Source organism: Luteibacter sp. (assembly GCF_009912395.1).
Taxonomy (GTDB): Bacteria; Pseudomonadota; Gammaproteobacteria; order Xanthomonadales; family Rhodanobacteraceae; genus Luteibacter.
Genome location: NZ_WNDO01000020.1, coordinates 78,314 through 98,359, shown reverse-complemented (window position 1 = coordinate 98,359; position 20,046 = coordinate 78,314). Strand labels below are relative to the sequence as shown.

The following is a 20,046-nucleotide window of genomic DNA, read 5'->3' as shown; positions in this document are numbered from 1 at the left end:
CATCCTCTGCAGCGAGAGCGGCTACACGCTCGTGCTCCAAGACGTGGAAGTGGAATCGGTGGCCGTTCGTGACGCCAATGGGGCGATCAGGAACCGCGATGAACTGAGCGACATCCTCGCCCAGGCCAAGCGCGCGGTGGACGCGCGCCTTCGGACCTGCGGGTCAGGCGGATGCCAGTCGAGCCATGGCGGCCGGGCTGGGCGGTGAGAGGTGACCGAGCGGGGCGGCGGGGATGAAGCGCCAGTCGCCCAGTCGACGCGGAATACGCTGGGCCGGCATGGCCTCGCGCAGGCCGCGGACGGCGTCCTCGGGGGTCTCGTAGCGGCCGACCTCGCGTTCGCCCTGCAGGGCCCGCCAGCGGTGGCCATGGCGGACGATGCGGATCAACACTTCGGCGGCGGTGTAGACATATTGCGCGAGCACGGAACGACTCCTTCGTAGCCTGCGTATTTTGGCTGGCGCTGCGTGACCGCTTTGTTATCCCGAGGCTACGTCCGGGTGTCGGCGTTCAGCCCGGCGCCGCCGCGGGCGGCTCCGATGGGCCGCCGTGCCGCTTGTCGGAGGAATCTGACTGCACGTCGGCCCAGGCTCGGAGAGCGATCCTCGTTCAGTTAACGTGTCGCTCAAACGTATGGCTTTGGGGGATCCAGGGTGAATCGCATTCCGTCGCCGCGCGTCCAGCGTGGCGTGTCGCTCATCGAGGTGCTGGTCGCGGTGCTGATCTTCACGATCGGCCTGATCGGCCTGGGTGGGCTGATGATCACCGCCACCCGCGCCAACACCACAGCCTACGTGCGGACGCAGGTGACCTTCCTGGCTAACAATATGGTCGACCGCATGCGGGCGAACCCTGTCGGTTTGTGGAACGCCAGCTACGACAGCGCCAAGTATCCGATCACCGGAAACGCTCCTGCCTGCGACGCGGCCAACGGCTGCAAACCGGCCGACGTAGCGCTGCGCGACCAGATCCTGTGGAGTCAGCAGTTGCCGGCCGTCGGCACGACATCCATCAGCTGCGTCAAGGCCAGCGGCTTCGACCCGACCGGCCAGTACGCCATGCGGCCGCCCTACAGCGGTACCTGCACGATGTCGATTACCTGGGCGGAGCGTGGCTTCACCGGCGGGGACGACAAGACGACGTCCAGCAACCTGCAATCCTTCACCTGGGTGTTCGAACCATGATCCTGGCGCGTCTTTCCACCGACCGCCGCCAGCGCGGCGTGACCTTGATCGAACTCATGGTCGCCCTGGTGCTGGGTCTTATCGTCGCCGGGGGCATCGTGACCCTGTTCCTGTCCACCTCGTCAAGCAATCGGGCGCAGAACCAGATGGCCCGTCTGCAGGAGGAGGGGCGCTATGCGATCAACCGGATCAGTGCCGACCTGAAGATGGCCGGCGCACAGTACTGCAGTAGCACGGGAGGTATCGCCAACCTTGCGGCCACCAGCGGCGTCGCGCTCGATTCACTGCGTACCCCTCGCGTGCTGGCCATGAACCTGACCTTCCCGCAGAACACCACTCCGTGGGGCACTCCGTATCCGGTCAAGCCAACGGCCGCCTACAACCTGCCTTCGTTCTTCTTCATGCGCGGATTCGATTGCACGGTGGCCGCGTGCACGCCCTCCAGCCCGCCCACCGCTGCCATGGGCGTGCCGGTGATGGGCACCGACGTCGGGTCGCGAGTGATGGGCGGCGCGGTGTTCCAGATGCGCTATGTGGACTCCGCTCGCGGCTGGGCCATCGGCGGCAACAGCGTCATCGTGCCGAAGAACGATGGCACGATCGATCACATCACCCTGGTACCTAATACCTCGCCCTCGGTGGGCGAACTTAGCCCTACCGGTATCCAGGACGGCGATCTCGTCATGCTTGCCGATTGCTCCACCGCACAGATATTCCAGACCACCGGCAGCAACAACCTCGTGCCAGGCGACAACAAGGTCAATTTCAGCGCGCCGCGGGCGCTGAAGCCGCAATCGGCGCCGCGCCTGTTTCGTCTGAGCACCGATTTTCGTACCGTCACCTACTTCCTTCAGGTTGTGAGCGACGACGGTACGGCGACCGGCATCAAGACCGGTGCCCTGATGCGCTGCGACAGTGGCATCGGCGCGACCTGCCAGGAAATCGTCCGTGGCGTCGAACGTCTCGACTTCCGTTACGGCGTCGAAGACCAGAATGGCCTGTTGCACTATCTGTCCGCGGCCGATGTCGACTCGCGCGCGGGCGCCACGATTCCATGCCCGTCGGGGGCCCAGGGTGCCACGGCCACGGACATGGGATGCCTGTGGCGCGCCCTGAAGACCATCGAGGTGAACATCCTGATGGACGGCCAGACCCCTCTCTACACCTTGCAGGGCCCCGACCTCGCCTATGCCTACTCCCCGGAGGGCAACACCACGCCGGTCGCCCCCGACCAGCGGGGAACCGGGGGGATCTCGCCCGCGACGCAGGGCTTTGCCCTACCCATGATTCGCCGCCAGTTCAGCACGGTGGTGATGATGCGCAACTACAACCCGTAAGCGGCGAGCGATCACGCCATGAATCATCGTTACCTTCCCAGGCATCTCCTTCCGTCGCGCCGCCAGCGGGGCGTCGTGTTGATCACCGCGCTCATCTTCCTGCTGTTGATCACCATCCTGGCGATCAGCGCGTCGGGAACGTCGCTCTTGCAGCAGAAGCTCGCTGGCGGACTGCGCAATTCGCAGTTGGCGGAGTGGAGCGCGGAATCCGCGTTGCGTGGCGCCGAGTGGCGCCTGTGGCGGGCGAGTTCGGACCCGGCCACCCGCATGGTTTGCGGCACCGGTGCCCTTGCGTCCTGCTACGCCTATGCCGCCAACCCGCCGAATGCGACGGTGCAGACGTTCCGCAGTTCGACGGGGTGGGTCACCACGGGTGCCACCACCTACCAGCCAGTGGATTACACCGCTGCGTCCGGTGATGGCACGTTTGGCCTCAAGAACAATCCGGTCTACATCATCGAAGATCTCGGTCTCGAGTTGCCGCCCAACGCGGGCATGCAGCACGAATCGGGCGCCACCGGCGCCACGGGCACCGGCTATACCAGCACCAACCGACACGTCTATCGCATCACGGCGCGCGGTATGGGTAACAACGAGAACGCCATCCGCGTGCTGGAAACCACCTTTGCCGCGAAGGCGGACTGAACCCATGAAGCTTCTGGTCAAGTATTCGCGCATCGGCATGGGGCTGACGGCCCTGGCGCTCGGCTTGCTCGGTGGTTCGACGGCGCCGACGAGTGCGCAGACGGCCACGGTGTACTACACCACCGACCTGAGCACGGCCCCCCGGATCTCACGGTAGCCGTGTCGCCCAATATCGCGGTGACCTTCGATGATTCGGGTTCGATGGGTTCGACGGGACTGCCGGATACGCTGGATGACGACCAGGATTCGCGGTTTTACTATTCGTCGACGACGAATTTCGTTTACTACAATCCAGCGATTACGTACACGCCACCCGTGTCGGCCGATGGCCTCTCGCGGTTCAAGAACGCATCTTATACGGGCGCCTGGTACGACGGCGTCTGCGCGAACAAACCGGGAAGCAACGCGGCCAACTGTGGTGGCACGATCGACCTTTCGCAATCGTTCACCTATCGCTTCGGTACGAACACCACATCGGGACGTGCACCGACCAGCGGCGGTGTTTTCAGTATCTCCGATTACGCCTCAGGCTATTCCAATGGCGGCGGGTTCTACTGGACCTGTCCCTCCGTCGGTAGCGACTCGAGATGCAGCGTTACCTATATCAACAGTGCGTCGAGCACCGTCCAGCAGAACTTCGCCAACTGGTACTCGTACTATCGTACCCGCAACCTGATGACGCGTTCGGCTATCGCCAATGTGTTCGGTAGCCTCGGTACGAACATTCGCGTCGTCTACCAGAACCTCAATGATGGAAATTACGTTCTCGGCAGGGGTAAGACCACATTCGATGCCTTCACGGGGGATGCCCGCACCAACTTCTTCACCTGGCTTTACCAGGTCAAGGCGAGTGGCGGCACGCCGACCCGAGTCGCGATCAATCGCGCGGGTGACCTCTTCGGCTATGGAAGCGGCGTCACCAACAATACCAATCCCTACTGGGAGCCGAATATCGGCCCCACGTCCTCGGGTATGGAGCTGACCTGTCGATTGAACTACAGCCTGCTCGTGACCGACGGCTACTGGAATGGCAGCGATCTGGACGCTACTACCAAGAAGAAACTGCTCAATACGCGGATGGCGCTCACCCTTCCTGATGGCGTGAGTTACTCAGGCAGCAGTTCGGATCCGTTGTCCGCCGTTTACGCGAATGTTCCGAACACGTCGTACTCGACCCTGTCCGATATTGCTTTTCATTACTGGGCGACGAACCTGCGTCCCGACTTCGTGAACGGTACGAAGCCCAAGCTGGGCGTGCCGACCTCGTACGTGGATTACACCGATGCCAATGGCAATACGGTCAACTGGGACGGCACGGGCACACCTCCGGCCTCGCTGTACTTCAATCCCAAGAACGACTCGGCGAGCTGGCCGCACGTCGTGCAGTTCATGATTGCGCTGGGCATCGACGGTGCACTCAATTTTCCCGGTGACTATGCCGGTCTTCGCGCCGGTACGGTGTCCTGGCCGCAGCCGACGGGTAGCGGCAACGGTGACCTGACGGACATCGACGACACGTGGCATTCCGCGATCAATAGTCGTGGCCAGTACTTCAGCGCCCGCGATCCGGCCGCGCTCGGCAACGCCCTGAACCAATTGCTGGCACGCATCATTTCCCGTAGCACGTCCGCGGTGGCGGGTGCGTTGAGCAGCTCCGTGCTGACGGGTGCGGGCGTGACCTACCAGACGGGCTTCGACAGTTCCAACTGGAGCGGTTCGCTGGTGGCCAACCTGGTTGGCGCCGACGGAACCATCGGGCGCCAGCTGTGGAGTGCGGGCGATCTGCTGACCTCGCGCGCCAAGGGCACGGACACGCGCGTGATCCTTACCAGCACGGCGCCGGATGCGGGGAATGGCACGGCCTTCCGCTGGACGAACATCTCCACCGCGATGAACGGGGTCGATGCGAGTTTCAACAGCGCCAGCAGCGGAGCCAACAAGGTTGCCTACCTGCGAGGCGATGCCAGCAAGGAAGGCACCACGTTCCGTCGCCGTACCTCCACGCTGGGTGCGATCATCAATTCGCAGTCGGTCTACGTCGCTTATCCGGCCAGTGGATATACCGATACCTTCCCGACCGGATCGCCCGAAGCGACGCTGACGGCAGACGGTACCGCTCTCAAGTACAGCTATGAGAAGTTCGTCTCCGATCATGCCAAACGGGCACCCACGATCTACGTAGGCGCCAACGACGGTATGTTGCACGCCTTCGATGCCACGACCAGCGCCACATCGGCGGATTCTGTCGACGTCACGCCGTCGCCCGGTGCGGAGCGTTGGGCCTATGTCCCGTTTAGCGTGTACGACAAACTGAACTACCTGACTCCGCGTTCCGACTTCACTTTCGTTCCGACCGTAGACGCCACACCCGTGGTCAGGGATGTGTTCTTCAGTACGGGCAGCAACCAGGGCTGGCACTCCATTCTGGTAGGTGGCCTTCGCCTGGGAGGGCGCGGTATCTATGCGCTGGACATCACGGATGCCTCGGCGAGCGAGGCCAACGCCGGCGCCAAGGTGCTTTGGGAGTTCACGAATACCAGTACCGATTCGACCGGCGCTACCGTGGGTGCGAACCTGGGTTACACCTATGGCAAGCCCAACATTGGTCGCCTGGCGAACGGCAAGTGGGTTGTCCTCGTGCCGTCTGGTTACTTTCCCCAGGCGACGGGCGCGGCACCTTATTCGACGTACGCGAACGATCCGGCTTCCACCCGTACTCAAAGTTCGTTGTTCGTCCTTGACGCACAGACCGGCGCCGTGATCCGGGAGCTGGTCACACCGACGAGTGTTTCGGGCGTGTCCGGGAAAATCATCAGCTACGGTCTGTCGTCGCCCGTGCTTGGCGACTATGACAACGACCAGATCGACGATGTGGCATTCGCAGGCGATCTCCGCGGCAACCTGTGGCGCTTCGATCTTTCCAACAGCGATTCATCGAAGTGGAGCGTGTCGCTGGCGTTCTACTCGTCCAATCAGGGAGGGCGTCCGATCACGGTGATGCCTCGCCTGTTCGCCAATCCGACATCGTCTTATTTCATGGTGATCTTCGGTACCGGCAAGTACCTGGGGGGTAGCGACAACACGGCGGACAACAGCGCCGGCACGCAGTACGTCTACGGTATTCGCGACGGTGGGCCTGGAAGCACATCCCCGGTCATCGAAGGCTCGACGCCCCTGGTGGCGCAGACATTGACCGAGAGCAACAATGTGCGTGGCCTGACGAATAACCCTGTGCCGGCTACAGACACTAACGGAAACCGCATCGGCGGCTGGTATTTCACGCTGTTCACCGGCTCGCCAGGTAGCCAGACCAACAAGGGAGAGCGGGTGGTCGTCGACGCCACGGCTCTGTTCGACAGCGGTCGCGCCATCATCACGTCGCTTATCCCGGGCAGCACCGACCCCTGTGCACCCGTCCGCAAGGGAGCGATCATGGTGGTCGATGCGGGTACCGGCGGAGCGGCCAGTGGCGTGAACGTGGGTTCCGCCAACCTGGGCGCAGGTTTCACGCAGGCGGGCGTACGAGTGAGCAATGTCCCGGTGACCGGCGCATTGCCCGCGGCCACGGCAGTCGGTGGCGGTAAGATCGCGTTGCCGGGCCTTACCATCACAGACAGCAGCGGCAATCCGGCGGGCACCTTCAACATCGGTGACGCCATCTGGCGCCGGCGTTCGTGGCGGGAGCTGAACAATGCTTACTGATCGGAGCAACCATCGCATGCGTCGATTCGGACCTCGAATCCTTGGTTTCACCCTGATCGAGTTGATGATCGTCGTGGCGGTCGCCGCCGTGCTTGTCGTCATCGCCTATCCCCAGTACACGCGCTATACGTACCGCGCGCGCCGAGGCGAGGGGCAGGAGCTGCTGTTGCGCACGGCGACGGCGCAGGAGCGCTACTACGCTACGTATAACAAATACGCCGCGAGCATGACCACGGATCTCAAATTCGCCAGTGACACTAGCGTGAACGGCTACTACCAGGTGAGTATTGCGGCGCCGACAGGCGGTTCGCTCTCCACGGGCTACGTGCTCACCGCTGCGCCGCTGCTCGCCCAGAAATCCGACGTCTGCGGCAACCTCACACTGGATTCGATCGGCGTGAAATCCCAGTCCGGTACGACGTCCAACGGACGGTGCTGGTGATGAAAGGCCGGCTGCACCGTGGTTTCACGCTGCTGGAGCTCATGGTCGTCATCGTGGTGATCGCGGTGCTGTTGGCCATCGCCGTTCCGACGCTGCGCACCGTCACGCGAAAGAGTTACGTGAGCAGCGTGGTGAACAGCATCATCGGCGATATGCAGTTCGCGAGGGCCGAGGCGGCGAACAGGCATCAGTTCGTCTCGATCTGCCGTAGCTCGACCGGTACGTCCTGCGATACCAGTGGCGTGAACTATGACGCCGGGTACATCGTCTATGCGTATAACGCCTCGGCGTCGGGGGCCAACCAGGCCTACAACGCCTCCACAGCGGGCATGGTCTTGTTGCGGGTAGGGCCGGCACAGACCAACGTGTCCGTCCAGGCCACCGATGGCAACATTGTCACGTTCGGTCAGACGGGGCTGCCTGTTCCCAATGGCACGCGTACGGCGATGAACATGGTCGCCTGCGCCCGGTTGGCCGGCACCAAGACGGGCAACGGCGTGAATACGTCGGATGTTCCCGGGGCCAGGATCGCGTTGGGTGTCTCTGGGTCGGTCGCGAGCACCAAGTTGGCCGTCAGCGCGGTCTGCACGGCCAGCTGAGAAAGTATTGACCCCCCCTTGTCATCTACGTACAATGGCGCGCTCGATGGGCGGTTAGCTCAGCGGTAGAGCACTGCCTTCACACGGCAGGTGTCACAAGTTCGATCCTTGTACCGCCCACCATCGAATTTCGAAAACCCGGCCCCGTGCCGGGTTTTCTTTTGCCCACATGCCATCGGGCACCGCTAAGCCTCCAGCCAGCTCCGGTGCTTACAATGCGCCGGTTACGACGACGGATACCGCCATGCACGACGCTCTCGCCGATCTCCACCTGCTGACCATCACCCCCTGGAAGATCATCGGCCTGCTGGGCACGTTGCTCTTCACCGCGCGCTGGTTTGTCCAGTTCTACGCGACCAAGAAGAACAAGAAGGTCACCGTGCCGATGGCGTTCTGGTACCTGTCGGCCAGCGGCAGCATCCTGACCCTGGCCTACTTCATCTGGGGCAAGAACGATTCGGTGGGCATCATCCAGACGGCCTTCCCGATGCTGGTGTCGTTCTACAACGTGTTCGCGCACCTGAAGCACAAGGACACGGCGGAAACGGTTAAGCCCGGCGGTCCGGAAGACAACTGATCAATCCGGGTCGTAGTCGAGGTAGGGGGCCAGCCAGCGTTCCGCTTCGCTACGATCCCAGCCCTTGCGCTTGGCGTAGTCGTCTATCTGTTCACGGGTGAGGCGACCCACCACGAAGTACTGGCTGTCGGGATGCGAGAAGTACCAGCCCGAGACGGCGGCCGTGGGATACATGGCGAAGCTGTCGGTCAGTTCCACGGTGGTGTTCGCCGTGGCATCCAGCAGGTCGAACAGCGTCCGCTTCTCCGTGTGGTCGGGGCAGGCCGGGTAGCCGGGGGCAGGGCGGATGCCCCGATAGCTCTCGGCGATAAGCGCATGGTTGTCGAGCGCTTCATCCGGCTCGTAAGCCCAGAATTCCTTGCGTACGCGCTCGTGCAGGCGCTCGGCGAATGCCTCGGCGAAGCGATCGGCCAACGCCTTGAGCAGGATCGACGAGTAGTCGTCGTGGTCCGCCTCGAAGCGCGCGACATGTTCGTCGATGCCGATACCCGCCGTGACGGCGAAGCCGCCGATCCAGTCCTGCACATCCGTGTCCTTCGGTGCGACGAAGTCGGACAGGCAGAAATCCGGGCGTTCCACGGGCTTGTCGACCTGTTGGCGCAGATGGCGCAACGTCACCCTGGGTTTGCGCTGGCTGGGTTCGGCGTAGATCTCGATATCGTCGCCGACCTGTGCCGCCGGCCAGAAGCCGATGACGCCCTTGGCGGTCAGCCATTTTTCGGCGATCAAGCGATCCAGCATGTTCTGGGCGTCGCGATACAGTTCGCTGGCCTGCGTTCCGACAATCTCGTCGGTGAGGATGTCCGGGAACTTGCCGGCCAGCTCCCATGCGTTGAAGAACGGCGACCAGTCGATGTAGCGGCGTAGTTCGCCGAGATCGTAATCGTCGAACACGGTGATGCCAGGCGTCCGCGGGGCAGGGGGCGTGTAGTTTTCCCAGTCACCGCGATAGCGCTGCTCGCGCGCCTTGGACAGTGCGACGAGCTGCTTGCCCGATCCGCGGTTGCGATGCCGCTCGCGCACTTCCGCGTAGTCGGCGCGCACCTTGGTCATGAAGTCGTCGATGAGGTCCTTGCTGACCAGCGACTGCGCCACGCCCACGGCACGAGAGGCATCCTTCACCCAGACGGTGGGCGCCTTGTAGTGTGGTTCGATGCGCAGCGCGGTGTGCGCGCGGGAGGTGGTGGCGCCACCGATCATCAATGGCAGGTGGAAGTCCTGGCGCTGCATTTCGCGAGCAACCTGGCTCATTTCTTCCAGCGACGGCGTGATCAGGCCGGACAGGCCGATGATGTCGGCGTTCTCGGCGCGCGCCGTGTCGAGGATCTTCTGCGTGGGCACCATGACGCCCAGGTCGATCACGTCAAAGTTGTTGCACTGGAGCACCACGCCGACGATGTTCTTGCCAATGTCGTGGACGTCGCCCTTGACCGTGGCGAGCACGATCTTGCCGTTGCTCTTGCCCGCGTCGCCGGTCTTCTTCTTTTCTTCCTCGATGAACGGGATGAGGTGCGCGACGGCCTTCTTCATGACGCGGGCCGACTTCACCACCTGCGGGAGGAACATCTTGCCGGCGCCGAACAGGTCGCCGACGACGTTCATGCCGGCCATCAGCGGTCCTTCGATGACGTCGAGCGGGCGTCTGGCCTGTTGCCGTGCTTCTTCGGTGTCCTCGACCACGTACTGGTCGATGCCATGGACCAGCGCGTGGCTGAGGCGATCTACCACCGGTTTTTCGCGCCACGCGGCCGACTCCACGACGGCCCCGCCCTTGCCGCCCTTGTACTTGTCGGCGACGTCGAGCAGGCGCTCGGTGGCGTCGGGACGGCGGTTGAGTACGACATCCTCCACGCGCTCGCGAAGTTCGTCCGGCAGGTCATCGTAGATCGCCAGGGCGCCGGCATTGACGATGCCCATGTCCATGCCGGCGGCGATCGCGTGGTACAGGAACACCGAATGGATAGCTTCGCGGACCGGGTTGTTGCCACGGAACGAGAACGACACGTTGGAGACGCCGCCGGAGATGTGCGACGCGGGGAAGCGCTGCTTCAGCTCGCGGGTGGCTTCGATGAAGTCCACGGCGTAGTTGTTGTGTTCCTCGATACCCGTCGCGATCGCAAAGATGTTCGGATCGAAAATGATGTCTTCCGGCGGGAAGTCGATGTCGTTGACCAGCAGTTCGTAGGCGCGCGAGCAGATCTCGATCTTGCGCTCCTTCGTGTCCGCCTGGCCGGCTTCATCGAACGCCATCACCACGACGGCCGCGCCGTACTGGCGCACCTTGCGGGCATGTTCGAGGAACAATGCCTCGCCTTCCTTCATCGAGATGGAATTGACGATGCCCTTGCCCTGCAAGCAACGCAGGCCGGCTTCGATCACACTCCATTTCGAGGAGTCGACCATGATCGGCACGCGCGCGATGTCGGGCTCGGAGGAGATCAGGTTCACGAAGCGGGTCATCGCCGCCTCGGAATCGATCAGGCCTTCGTCCATGTTGATGTCGATGATCTGGGCGCCGTTCTCCACCTGCTGGCGAGCGACATCCACGGCTTCCTCGTAGCGTCCTTCCTTGACGAGCTTGCGGAACTGGGCCGAGCCGGTGACGTTGGTACGCTCGCCGACATTGATGAAGTTCAGGTCCGGGGTGAGGACCAGCGGCTCGAGGCCGGAAAGGCGGGTATAGCGAATGCTCATGCGGCTTGGTCGGTGGCCTGGCGGACGCGCGGCGGATAGGGCGCCACGGCCGCGGCGATAGCCGCGATATGGGCGGGCGTGGTGCCACAACAGCCACCAACGATGTTGATCAGGCCGCTGGCGGCGAAATCGCGGATCGTCGAGGCCATGCTTTCGGGTGTTTCGTCGTATTCGCCGAAGGCGTTGGGCAGGCCGGCGTTGGGGTGGGTGCTTACCGCCGCGTTCGCGATGCGGGCCAGCATCTGCACGTGGGGACGAAGGTCTTCCGCGCCGAGCGCGCAATTCAGTCCCACGGACAGCGGGCGGATGTGTTCCACCGAGTAGAAGAACGCTTCAGCTGTCTGTCCCGATAGCGTACGGCCGGAGCGATCGGTGATGGTGCCGGAGATCATCACCGGCACGCGTGCACCGAGTTCGTCGAACAGTTCGGACAGCGCGAACAGCGCGGCCTTGGCGTTGAGCGTGTCGAAGATGGTCTCGACCATGATCGTATCCGCGCCACCCTCGATCAGGGCGCGGGCCGATTCGATGTAGTTGGCCTTCAGCGTTTCGAAGTCGATGTTGCGGAAGCCAGGATCGTTCACGTCGGGCGAGATCGATGCCGTGCGGCTGGTCGGACCGAGCACGCCGATGACGAAGCGCGGGCGATCCGGCGTTTTTGCCGTCATCGCGTCGCAGGCCTCGCGGGCGATGCGCGCGCCGTCGCGATTCAGCTCCGGCACTAGGTGTTCCAGGTGGTAATCGGCCTGGCTGACGCGCGTGGCGTTGAAGGTGTTCGTCTCGATGAAGTCGGCCCCCGCTTCCAGGTAGGCCTCGTGCACACCGCGGATGATGTCCGGCTGGGTGATCAGCAGCAGGTCGTTGTTGCCCTTGAGGTTGCACTCACCCGGATGGTCGTGATCGTGCAGGCTGTCGTGACCGCCGGCGAAGCGGTCACCGCGATAGCCGGCTTCGTCCAGTCGGTGTCCTTGCAGCATGGTGCCCATGCCGCCGTCGAGGATCATGATTCGCTCGGACAGGCCCTTCTCGATGAGGGCCACGCGATCGGGATGGAGCCAGGGCAGGGTGCTCATGGAATCGCTCCGGGTCAGGCTTTACGGGCGAGCAGGCTGATGACCTCGAAATGCGGCGCGCGGCGTTCGCGGCTGAGGCGTTCGCAGCTGACCACGTCGAGGCCGGCGTTGCTGGCCAGGCTGGACAGCGCCTTGGGGTTGAAGCCGAGGTTGCGGTGATCGAAGGGTTCCACCACGGCGCGATGGTCATGCTCGCCCAGCGTCACCGCGAGCACGCGACCGCCCGGCTTGAGCACGCCGGCGACCTGGCGGAACACCTCGTCCGGATGCTCCGCATAGGTGAGCGCATGCATCAGCAGCACGAGATCGAATCGCTTCGTGCCGACATCGAGGGCATGCATGTCGCCAATTCGCACCTCCACGTTGGGGAAATGCGCAAGGCGCTGGCGTGCGGCCTCGACCACGCGATCGGAGCTGTCGATGCAGACGATGGAGTGGGCGTGCGGTGCGAGCAGCTCGGCGGTGACGCCATCGCCCGAGGCGATGTCGAGCACGTCGCCGGTCTCCAGCAACTGGAGCAGGGCGCGGCCCAGGGTTTCCCAGGTGCGACCGGGTGAATAATGGCGCTCCATGTCGCCGGCCACCGTATCGGCCCAGCCCTCGCTACGCGCACGCTGTGCGAGTACGGCGGGCAGGCGTTCGGCGTCCTCGCGGAGCAAGGCGTCGCTGAGCGTGTCGCGCAGCGAGGCCACGAGCGCGGCAAGGGTGGGATCGGCTTCGCCGTTGGCACGATAATAGGCGGACACACCTGCGCGGCGGTCGCGGACCAGGTCCGCTTCCTTCAGCTTGGCCAAGTGGGTGGATACGCGCGGCTGGGCGAGATGGAGCACGGCGGCCAATTCGGCCACGGTCAACTCCTCGCGGTCGAGCAGGGCCAGCAGGCGGACGCGGGTGGGATCCGCCAACAGGCGCAGCACGGTCGAGGCCGTTGACAGGTCCATCTTCATCCTTTCATCGCGATACAGGGATACATAAGGATGAGGCCGGCCCGGCGTAGCGTCAAGGCCGCATGTTGCGCTGCGGCGCGGCAAGGACTCAAACGACCGTTAGAATGGCGGGCTTGTCTCTACCCCAAAGACTTTGCCGCCCTGCGGGCCGGCGCTAGGAGTACCCATGGATTTCCGCTTTACCGACGACCAACTGTCGATCCAGTCCATCGCTCGTGATTTCGCCCAGAAGCGCATCGCCCCCGTGGCCGCCGAGCTGGACGCCAAGGGCGAGTTCCCGCTGGACAACATCCGGGAGATGGGCCAGCTGGGCCTGATGGGTATCGAAGTGCCGGAGGAATACGGCGGTGCCGGCATGGACCCGGTGGCCTACGTGCTGGCCATGGTGGAGATCGCCGCGGCCGATGCCGCCACCTCGACCATCATGTCGGTGAACAATTCGCTGTTCTGCAACGGCATCCTGAAGAACGGCACCGAAGAGCAGAAGCAGAAGTACGTGCGCGCCATCTCGTCGGGCGAGGCCATCGGCGCCTATGCGCTGACCGAGCCGCAGTCGGGCTCCGACGCGTCGAACATGCACACCCGCGCGGTGAAGAACGCCGACGGCGATTGGGTCATCAACGGCAAGAAGAGCTGGATCACCTCGGGTCCGGTGGCGCGCTACATCGTACTGTTCGCCGTGACCACGCCCGGCATCGGCGCCAAGGGCGTCTCGGCCTTCGTCATCGACACGCAGCGTCCGGGCTTCCTGGCCGGCAAGACCGAGCCGAAGCTGGGCATCCGCGCCTCGGCCACCTGCGAAATCGAATTCCACGACTACATCTGCCCGAAGGAAGACCTGCTGGGCCAGGAAGGCAAGGGCTTCTCCATCGCCATGGGCGTGCTGGACGCCGGCCGCATCGGCATCGCGTCGCAGGCGGTGGGCATCGCACGCGCTGCCTATGAGGCCACCTTGCAGTGGTCGCGCGATCGCAAGGCCTTCGGCTCGCCGATCGGTACCTTCCAGATGACCCAGGCGAAGATCGCCGACATGAAGTGCAAGCTCGACGCAGCCCTGCTGCTGACGCTGCGTGCGGCATGGACCAAGGGCCAGGTCGAGAAGACCGGCGGTCGCTTCGGTACCGAGGCCTCGATGGTGAAGCTGGTGGCCTCGGAAGCCGCGATGTGGATCACCCACCAGGCGGTGCAGATCCACGGCGGCATGGGCTACTCGAAGGAAATGCCGCTGGAGCGTTACTTCCGCGATGCGAAGATCACCGAGATCTACGAAGGCACGAGCGAGATCCAGCGCCTCGTGATCGCACGCGCGGAAACCGGCCTGCGCTAAGCGGCGCTTGTCGGTGGACATCGAAGCCCCGGTTTTGCCGGGGCTTTTTTGTGGCCTGTAGGAGCGCGCTTGCGCGCGATCCAGCGGCAGCGGCAACTTGGCCCGCTATCGCGGGATCGCGCGCAAGCGCGCTCCTACAACAACGAGGCGGCAGCATCCGACGTCGATAAAAAAAGCCCGGCTTTCGCCGGGCTTTTTCGTGTCACTTACGGCCGGTCGGTGCCCCGTCGGGGGTCCGAATCGAAGGCCCTCACGTCGCCGACGTTCGGCGCATGCGGACCCGTGTTCACCGGGCCGGGGGCGTTGCCGCCGCCGTGCGGATCGTGGCCGTCATCGCCGTGGTGCGGCATCTTGTGCGACACCTCGTCCAGCTTGTCGCCCAGCATGCGGCGAACCACCACGTAGAACACGGGGATCAGCAGCAGACCGAGGAACGTGGCGAACATCATGCCGCCGATCACGCCCGTACCGATCGCGTGGCGGGAGTTCGCGCCGGCACCGGTGGAGATCGCGAGCGGGAGCACGCCGAGGATGAAGGCCAGCGAGGTCATCAGGATCGGGCGAAGACGCAAGCGGGCCGCTTCGATCACGCTGTCACGCAGGGTCTTGCCCGACTGCTGCTGCTCCACCGCGAATTCCACGATCAGGATCGCGTTCTTCGCCGCCAGACCAATGACGGTGATGAGGCCGATCTTGAAGTAGATGTCGTTCGGCAGGCCGCGCAGCATCGAGAACACGACGGTACCCAGCATGCCCAGCGGCACCACCAGCAGCACGGCGACCGGGATCGACCAGCTTTCGTACAGGGCGGCAAGGCAGAGGAACACGATCACGATCGAGAGGACCATGAGCATGGTGGCCGAGTTGCCCGAAAGGATTTCCTGGTAGGACTGGCCGGTCCAGTCGTAGCCGAAGCCCTTCGGAAGCTTGTCGTTGACGATGCCTTCGACGATGTTCATCGCCTGGCCGGTGGAATAGCCCGGCGCATTGTTACCCACGATTTCCACGGCCGAGTAGCCGTTGTAGCGCGTGAGGCTGGGCGCCGCCATTTCCCACTTCGAGGACACCACCGACGACAGCGGAATCATGCTGTTGTCCGTGGACGTCGAGGTGCTGGCGACCGACCCGCCCGTCGCGGACGACGAGGCGGAAGTCGAGGCCAGGCCACTCGGGGTGAAGATGTGCTGGAAAGCGTCGGTGCCCATGCGGTAGGGCGCGTCGGCCTGCAGCATCACGCGCTTCACGCGTCCGCCGTAGGAGAAGTCGTTGACGTACACCGGAGCCAGGGTGAGCTGGATCGCCGTGTAGATGTCGCTGACCGACAGGCCCATGGTCTGTGCCTGGGTACGGTCGACGTGCAACTGCAGCAGCGGAGCGTCTTCCAGCGTGTTCGGGCGGATGCCGACCAGCGCGTGGTTCTGCGAGGCGGCACCGAGCAGCATGTTGCGGGCCTGGGTGAGCTCGGCACGCGACTGGCCGGCACGGGCCTGCAGGTACATGCCGATACCACCGAACTGCGACAGGCCGCGGATCGTCGGCAGGTTCACCACGAAGATCGTGGCGTTGCGCACGGCCTGCATCTTGCCGTTCGCCTGCATGATGAACTTGTCGGCGGTGAGGTCGCGATCGCTCCAGTCCTTGAGGCGGATGAAGGTCATGCCGACGTTTTCGCCGCTACCCACGAAGCTGAAGCCCGAGATCTGGAAGATGCCGTCCACGGACGGATCCTTCAGCAGGATACCGCGCATGTCGCCCATCACCTTCTCGGTGCGCGCGATGCTCGAACCCGGGGGCAGCTGCACGATCGCCAGCGCGTAGCCCTGGTCTTCGTCGGGGACGAAGCTGGTGGGCAGGCGGGTGAACAGGAAGCCGCAGAGCACCGCGATCAGCACGAACACGATCATCCAGCGCGGCGCATGACGGATCGCGCCGCCGACGTGGCCCGCATAGGTGTGGGTCACGCGGTCGAAGATGTCGTTGAACTTGCGGTAGACGATGTTCTTCTTCTGGCCGTGCTCGTTCTTGAGGATCGTGGCGCAGAGCGCCGGGGTGAACGAGAGGGCGAGGAAGGCCGAGAAGCCCATCGACACGGCGATGGTCAGCGCGAACTGCTTGTAGATGATGCCCGAGGCGCCCGGCTGCAGCGCGGACGGCACGAACACCGCCGCCAGCACCACGGTGATCGCGACGACGGCGCCGGTGATCTGGCCCATCGCCTTGCGCGTGGCTTCCTTCGGAGACAGGTGCTCCTCGGTCATGATGCGCTCGACGTTCTCGATCACGACGATCGCGTCATCCACCACGATACCGATGGCGAGCACCATGCCGAACAGGGTCAGCTGGTTGACGGTGAAGCCCAGCGGCGACAAGCCGAGGAAGGTACCCAGCAGGGCGACCGGGATGACCAGGGTCGGGATGATCGTGGCGCGGAAGTTCTGCAGGAACAGCAGCATCACGAGGAACACGAGGATGATCGCTTCGACGAGGGTGTAGACCACTTCCTCGATCGAGATCACCACGAACTTGGTCGTATCGTACGGGGCGAACCAGGTCACGCCGTCCGGGAAGCTCTTGGACAGCTCGTCCATCTTGGCGCGCACGGCGTTGGCCACGTCCAGCGCGTTCGCGCCGGGCAGCAGCTGCACACCGAACGAACCGGTGGACTGGCCGTTCCATGCCGCGTTGAAGCCGTAGGTCTGCGGACCCAGCTCGACGCGGGCGACGTCCTTCAGGCGCACGACAGTGCCGTCGTTGTTGGCGCGGATGATGATGTCGCTGAACTGCTCGGCCGTGGTGAAGCGGCCTTCGGCGGACACGGTGGCGCTGAAGCCCTGGCCGTCCACGGCCGGGTCGGTACCGATCGAGCCGGCGGCGAACTGCACGTTCTGCGTGCTGAGCGCGTTACGCAGGTCGGTGGCCGAGAGGCCGTAGCCACGCAGCTTGTCCGGGTTCAACCAGACGCGCATGCCGTACTCGGCACCGAGTTGGCGGGTGTTGCCCACGCCCGGGATACGGGCGATCTGGTCGAGCACCTGCGAGGACACGATGTCGGTGAGGCGGTTGCCGTCGATGGCCGGATTGGACGAGGTCAACGCCACGAACATCAGGAAGTCGGGGTTGGACTTGGCCACCACGACGCCCTGCTGGGTCACTTCCTGGGGCAGGCGGGGCGTCGCGAGCGACACCTTGTTCTGCACCTGGACCTGGGCGATGTCAGGGTCGGTACCGGTCTCGAAGGTCAGCGTCACGGTCGCCGTGCCGGCCGAGCTGGACTGGGAGCTGAAGTAAAGGAGGTGATCGATACCGGTCAGCTGCTGCTCGATGACCTGCGTCACGGTTTTTTCGGTCGTGTCCGCGCTCGCACCCGGGTACGTGGCGGTAACCACGACCTGCGGCGGTGCGATGTTCGGATACGACTCGATACCCATGTTCAACAGGGAGATCGTGCCGCACAGGCTGATCAGGATCGCCACGACCCACGCGAAGATGGGGCGGTCGATGAAGAAACTCGGCATGACGAAACTCCCTTACTGCTTGCCGGCAGGAGCGCCCGGGGCACCCGCCTGGCCCGGCGCGCCGTCGGCCCCTTCGGCCTTCGGAGCGGCGGGCTTGACCGGCGCGTTTTCCCTGGCTTTCGGCAGGCCCTGGACGATGATCTGGTCACCCTGCTTGAGGCCGCCGGTGACCACCCAGTTGGAACCGCTCAGGCGATCGGCCTGGATCGGACGACGCACGGCGGCGGACGGAACGGTCTTGTCCTCGCCTGTCTGCGGATCCTTCATGTGGCCTTCGCCCACGACCAGCACATAGGCCGAGTTGGCGTCGCGCAGCACGGCGTCCTGCGGCACGAGGAACACGTTGTGCAGTTCGCCGAGGTTGGCCTTCACCGTCACGAACTGGCCCGGCAGGAGGCGCAGGTCCGGGTTGGCGAGCTGCGCGCGCAGGTTCACCGTGCCGGTCTGCGGGTTGACCGTGGCCGACGAGAAGTCGAGCACGCCCTGTTCGGCGTAGTCGGAGCCGTCCGGGAGCTGGATGCGGATCGTGGACTTGTCGGTGGCCGACAGCGTGGCGTTGCCCTTGGCGGCGGCACTGCGCATGGTGTCGAGGTCAGCGACGGACATGCTGAAGTTCACGTACAGCTTGTCGATCTGGTCGACCTGGGTGAGCAGGGTGGTTTCGTTCTGGCCCACGAGGGCGCCTTCGGTGACCTGCTGCTGCCCGGCGCGGCCGTCGATCGGGGAGACGACATCGGTGAAGCCGAGATTGATGCGGGCGGCCTGCACGGCGGCCTCGCTTTGCTTCACGGAGGCATTGGCCGTGCGCTCGGTGGCTTCGGCCGTGTCGAGGTCCTGCTGCGACACGTAGTGCTTGCCGATCAGGCCACGGGCGCGGTCCGCCTGGGCCTTGGCATTGATCGCCGTGGCCTTGTTCGAGGCGAGCTGGGCCAGCTGCTGGTCGAGTTCGGCCTGCAGCGGCTGCGGGTCGATCTTGAAGAGCTTCTGGCCGGCCTTGACGTCGGTGCCTTCGTCATAGAGGCGGTGCAGCAGGATGCCCGGCACGCGGGCGCGGACGTCGGCGGTGCGCAGGGCGGAAAGACGACCGACCTGGTCCTGGACCAGCGGAACGTTCTGCGGCTGGGCGGTGACGACGCCGACCTCGGGCGGAGGCGGCATCGGGGGAGCTTCCTGCTTGTGGCAGGCGGCGAGGGCGACTATCAGGCCGGCGGCCAGCAGGGTGGTGCGCAGGGGCAGGGGTTTCATGAGAACTCCGTTCCGTTTCCAGGTTTCTTGTTCGATCGCGCCTCGCCATCCGAGCGGATGTCGTAAGCGTGCATAAATACTGTTACCGCGTGCCGCGCCCATTCGTCCTGGGCCCTCTGGCCCCTGGCACGCATCCCGAACAGGCGCCGATCGCCTTCCAGTCCGTGAAGCATGGACAGGAACAGCTCGGCGGCCACGTCCGGATCCTCCCGGCGCATCCTGCCCTGGTCCATCGCCTCGGCCATGCATCTGGCCAGGCGGGCCGCGATCAGGTCGATCGCGGTCCTGAAGAACGTTTTCGCCGCGGCTGGAAACCGCGGCGCTTCCGCGATCAGCATCCGGCCGAGCGCGACGTTGTCGTGGTCCATCACGTGCGTGTGGTGCGCCTGGGCCAAGGCTTGCAGGGTGTCCGAGAGGTCACGGCCCTCGGGGGCCAGGCTGGCATGGAGAGGCAAGACGAGTTGTTCGACGGCGGCGTGGAACAGGGTGTCCTTGTTTTCGAAGTAGGCATACACGGTCTGCTTTGACACGCCCGCTTCGCGTGCCACGGAGCCCATGCTTACGCGGTAACCGTCGCGCAGGAACAACGTATATGCGGCCTGGAGCACCCGCTTCTGGCGTTCGGGGGCGGGGCGCTCATCCAGGTTCGTCATTTCGCTTACCTGCTGGACTATACCGTCCAGTTTAGAATCTCCCCCGACCCAGCGTCAACGGGCCTTTCGCCCCGATGAACGGCTTTTGTTGCATTGCAAACCCCGCA

16 protein-coding genes and 1 tRNA gene are annotated in these 20,046 nt (G+C 64.3%); 10 read left to right on the top strand and 7 right to left on the bottom strand.

All coding sequences use genetic code 11. The features are described 5' to 3' along the window. Positions 1-163 precede the first annotated feature (163 nt). Positions 164-424: a hypothetical protein gene (locus tag GAK28_RS17390; RefSeq protein WP_291782023.1), complete on the bottom strand. Its 261-nt coding sequence runs from the start codon at positions 422-424 to the stop codon at positions 164-166. Positions 425-652: 228 nt separating this feature from the next. On the opposite strand from GAK28_RS17390, the gene pilV reads away from it, so the two are divergent. The 9 genes from pilV to GAK28_RS17345 all read left to right on the top strand — a co-directional run bounded on the left by pilV (position 653) and on the right by GAK28_RS17345 (position 8,485). After that, positions 653-1,183: a type IV pilus modification protein PilV gene (gene pilV / locus GAK28_RS17385; RefSeq protein WP_291782020.1), complete on the top strand. Its 531-nt coding sequence runs from the start codon at positions 653-655 to the stop codon at positions 1,181-1,183. Then, positions 1,180-2,520, top strand: a complete 1,341-nt coding sequence (locus GAK28_RS17380; protein ID WP_291782017.1) for a PilW family protein — start codon at positions 1,180-1,182, stop codon at positions 2,518-2,520. Before pilV ends, GAK28_RS17380 begins: the two co-directional genes overlap by 4 nt. Positions 2,521-2,538: 18 nt before the next feature. Then, positions 2,539-3,165: a PilX N-terminal domain-containing pilus assembly protein gene (locus GAK28_RS17375; RefSeq protein ID WP_291782013.1), complete on the top strand. Its 627-nt coding sequence runs from the start codon at positions 2,539-2,541 to the stop codon at positions 3,163-3,165. A 4-nt stretch (positions 3,166-3,169) separates the two neighbouring features. Continuing rightward, a complete protein-coding gene (locus GAK28_RS17370) occupies positions 3,170-3,322 on the top strand; it encodes a hypothetical protein (protein WP_291782010.1) in 153 nt (50 codons plus the stop codon). Between the two features lie 2 nt (positions 3,323-3,324). Further along, positions 3,325-6,867: a PilC/PilY family type IV pilus protein gene (locus tag GAK28_RS17365; protein WP_291782005.1), complete on the top strand. Its 3,543-nt coding sequence runs from the start codon at positions 3,325-3,327 to the stop codon at positions 6,865-6,867. Positions 6,868-6,883: 16 nt separating this feature from the next. Further along, positions 6,884-7,309 (top strand): type IV pilin protein, encoded by a 426-nt coding sequence (locus GAK28_RS17360; protein ID WP_291782002.1) that lies wholly within the window; start codon positions 6,884-6,886, stop codon positions 7,307-7,309. Next, positions 7,309-7,908, top strand: a complete 600-nt coding sequence (locus GAK28_RS17355) for a GspH/FimT family pseudopilin (RefSeq protein ID WP_291781999.1) — start codon at positions 7,309-7,311, stop codon at positions 7,906-7,908. The genes GAK28_RS17360 and GAK28_RS17355 overlap by 1 nt, the downstream gene beginning before the upstream one ends. Before the next feature lie 48 nt (positions 7,909-7,956). Further along, positions 7,957-8,031 (top strand) — tRNA-Val (locus tag GAK28_RS17350). Between the two features lie 121 nt (positions 8,032-8,152). Then, positions 8,153-8,485 (top strand): lipid-A-disaccharide synthase N-terminal domain-containing protein, encoded by a 333-nt coding sequence (locus GAK28_RS17345; RefSeq protein ID WP_291781996.1) that lies wholly within the window; start codon positions 8,153-8,155, stop codon positions 8,483-8,485. Here GAK28_RS17345 and metH read toward each other — a convergent pair whose 3' ends face one another. Genes metH through GAK28_RS17330 form a run of 3 tightly spaced genes read right to left on the bottom strand, consistent with a single transcriptional unit; the run spans position 8,486 to position 13,193 of the window. After that, a complete protein-coding gene (gene metH, locus GAK28_RS17340) occupies positions 8,486-11,179 on the bottom strand; it encodes a methionine synthase (RefSeq protein WP_291781993.1) in 2,694 nt (897 codons plus the stop codon). Then, a complete protein-coding gene (locus GAK28_RS17335; RefSeq protein ID WP_291781992.1) occupies positions 11,176-12,252 on the bottom strand; it encodes a homocysteine S-methyltransferase family protein in 1,077 nt (358 codons plus the stop codon). The genes metH and GAK28_RS17335 overlap by 4 nt, the downstream gene beginning before the upstream one ends. A gap of 14 nt (positions 12,253-12,266) precedes the next feature. Continuing rightward, entirely contained in the window at positions 12,267-13,193 is a 927-nt protein-coding gene (locus GAK28_RS17330; protein ID WP_291781990.1) for a metalloregulator ArsR/SmtB family transcription factor, read from the bottom strand. 172 nt (positions 13,194-13,365) lie between these two features. Between GAK28_RS17330 and GAK28_RS17325 the strand changes: the two genes are divergently transcribed. Further along, positions 13,366-14,526 (top strand): acyl-CoA dehydrogenase family protein, encoded by a 1,161-nt coding sequence (locus tag GAK28_RS17325; protein WP_291781988.1) that lies wholly within the window; start codon positions 13,366-13,368, stop codon positions 14,524-14,526. Between the two features lie 206 nt (positions 14,527-14,732). On the opposite strand, the gene GAK28_RS17320 is transcribed toward GAK28_RS17325, so the two are convergent. Genes GAK28_RS17320 through GAK28_RS17310 form a run of 3 tightly spaced genes read right to left on the bottom strand, consistent with a single transcriptional unit; the run spans position 14,733 to position 19,939 of the window. Next, a complete protein-coding gene (locus GAK28_RS17320) occupies positions 14,733-18,041 on the bottom strand; it encodes an efflux RND transporter permease subunit (RefSeq protein WP_291781986.1) in 3,309 nt (1,102 codons plus the stop codon). A 12-nt stretch (positions 18,042-18,053) separates the two neighbouring features. Next, complete coding sequence (locus tag GAK28_RS17315) at positions 18,054-19,286, bottom strand: efflux RND transporter periplasmic adaptor subunit (RefSeq protein WP_291781983.1); 1,233 nt, start codon at positions 19,284-19,286, stop codon at positions 18,054-18,056. Then, on the bottom strand, positions 19,283-19,939 hold the full coding sequence (locus GAK28_RS17310) for a TetR/AcrR family transcriptional regulator (protein WP_291781980.1): 657 nt from the start codon (positions 19,937-19,939) through the stop codon (positions 19,283-19,285). Before GAK28_RS17310 ends, GAK28_RS17315 begins: the two co-directional genes overlap by 4 nt. Positions 19,940-20,046: the final 107 nt, after the last annotated feature.

What these genes read in the sequence shown, in the direction of transcription:
- GAK28_RS17380 (WP_291782017.1), top strand. Translation starts at nt 1,180, where the DNA reads ATGATCCTGGCGCGTCTTTCCACCGACCGCCGCCAGCGCGGCGTGACC.
- GAK28_RS17375 (WP_291782013.1), top strand. Translation starts at nt 2,539, where the DNA reads ATGAATCATCGTTACCTTCCCAGGCATCTCCTTCCGTCGCGCCGCCAG.
- GAK28_RS17370 (WP_291782010.1), top strand. Translation starts at nt 3,170, where the DNA reads ATGAAGCTTCTGGTCAAGTATTCGCGCATCGGCATGGGGCTGACGGCC.
- GAK28_RS17360 (WP_291782002.1), top strand. Translation starts at nt 6,884, where the DNA reads ATGCGTCGATTCGGACCTCGAATCCTTGGTTTCACCCTGATCGAGTTG.
- GAK28_RS17355 (WP_291781999.1), top strand. Translation starts at nt 7,309, where the DNA reads ATGAAAGGCCGGCTGCACCGTGGTTTCACGCTGCTGGAGCTCATGGTC.
- GAK28_RS17345 (WP_291781996.1), top strand. Translation starts at nt 8,153, where the DNA reads ATGCACGACGCTCTCGCCGATCTCCACCTGCTGACCATCACCCCCTGG.
- metH (WP_291781993.1), bottom strand. Translation starts at nt 11,179, where the DNA reads ATGAGCATTCGCTATACCCGCCTTTCCGGCCTCGAGCCGCTGGTCCTC.
- GAK28_RS17335 (WP_291781992.1), bottom strand. Translation starts at nt 12,252, where the DNA reads ATGAGCACCCTGCCCTGGCTCCATCCCGATCGCGTGGCCCTCATCGAG.
- GAK28_RS17330 (WP_291781990.1), bottom strand. Translation starts at nt 13,193, where the DNA reads ATGGACCTGTCAACGGCCTCGACCGTGCTGCGCCTGTTGGCGGATCCC.
- GAK28_RS17325 (WP_291781988.1), top strand. Translation starts at nt 13,366, where the DNA reads ATGGATTTCCGCTTTACCGACGACCAACTGTCGATCCAGTCCATCGCT.
- GAK28_RS17320 (WP_291781986.1), bottom strand. Translation starts at nt 18,041, where the DNA reads ATGCCGAGTTTCTTCATCGACCGCCCCATCTTCGCGTGGGTCGTGGCG.
- GAK28_RS17315 (WP_291781983.1), bottom strand. Translation starts at nt 19,286, where the DNA reads ATGAAACCCCTGCCCCTGCGCACCACCCTGCTGGCCGCCGGCCTGATA.
- GAK28_RS17310 (WP_291781980.1), bottom strand. Translation starts at nt 19,939, where the DNA reads ATGACGAACCTGGATGAGCGCCCCGCCCCCGAACGCCAGAAGCGGGTG.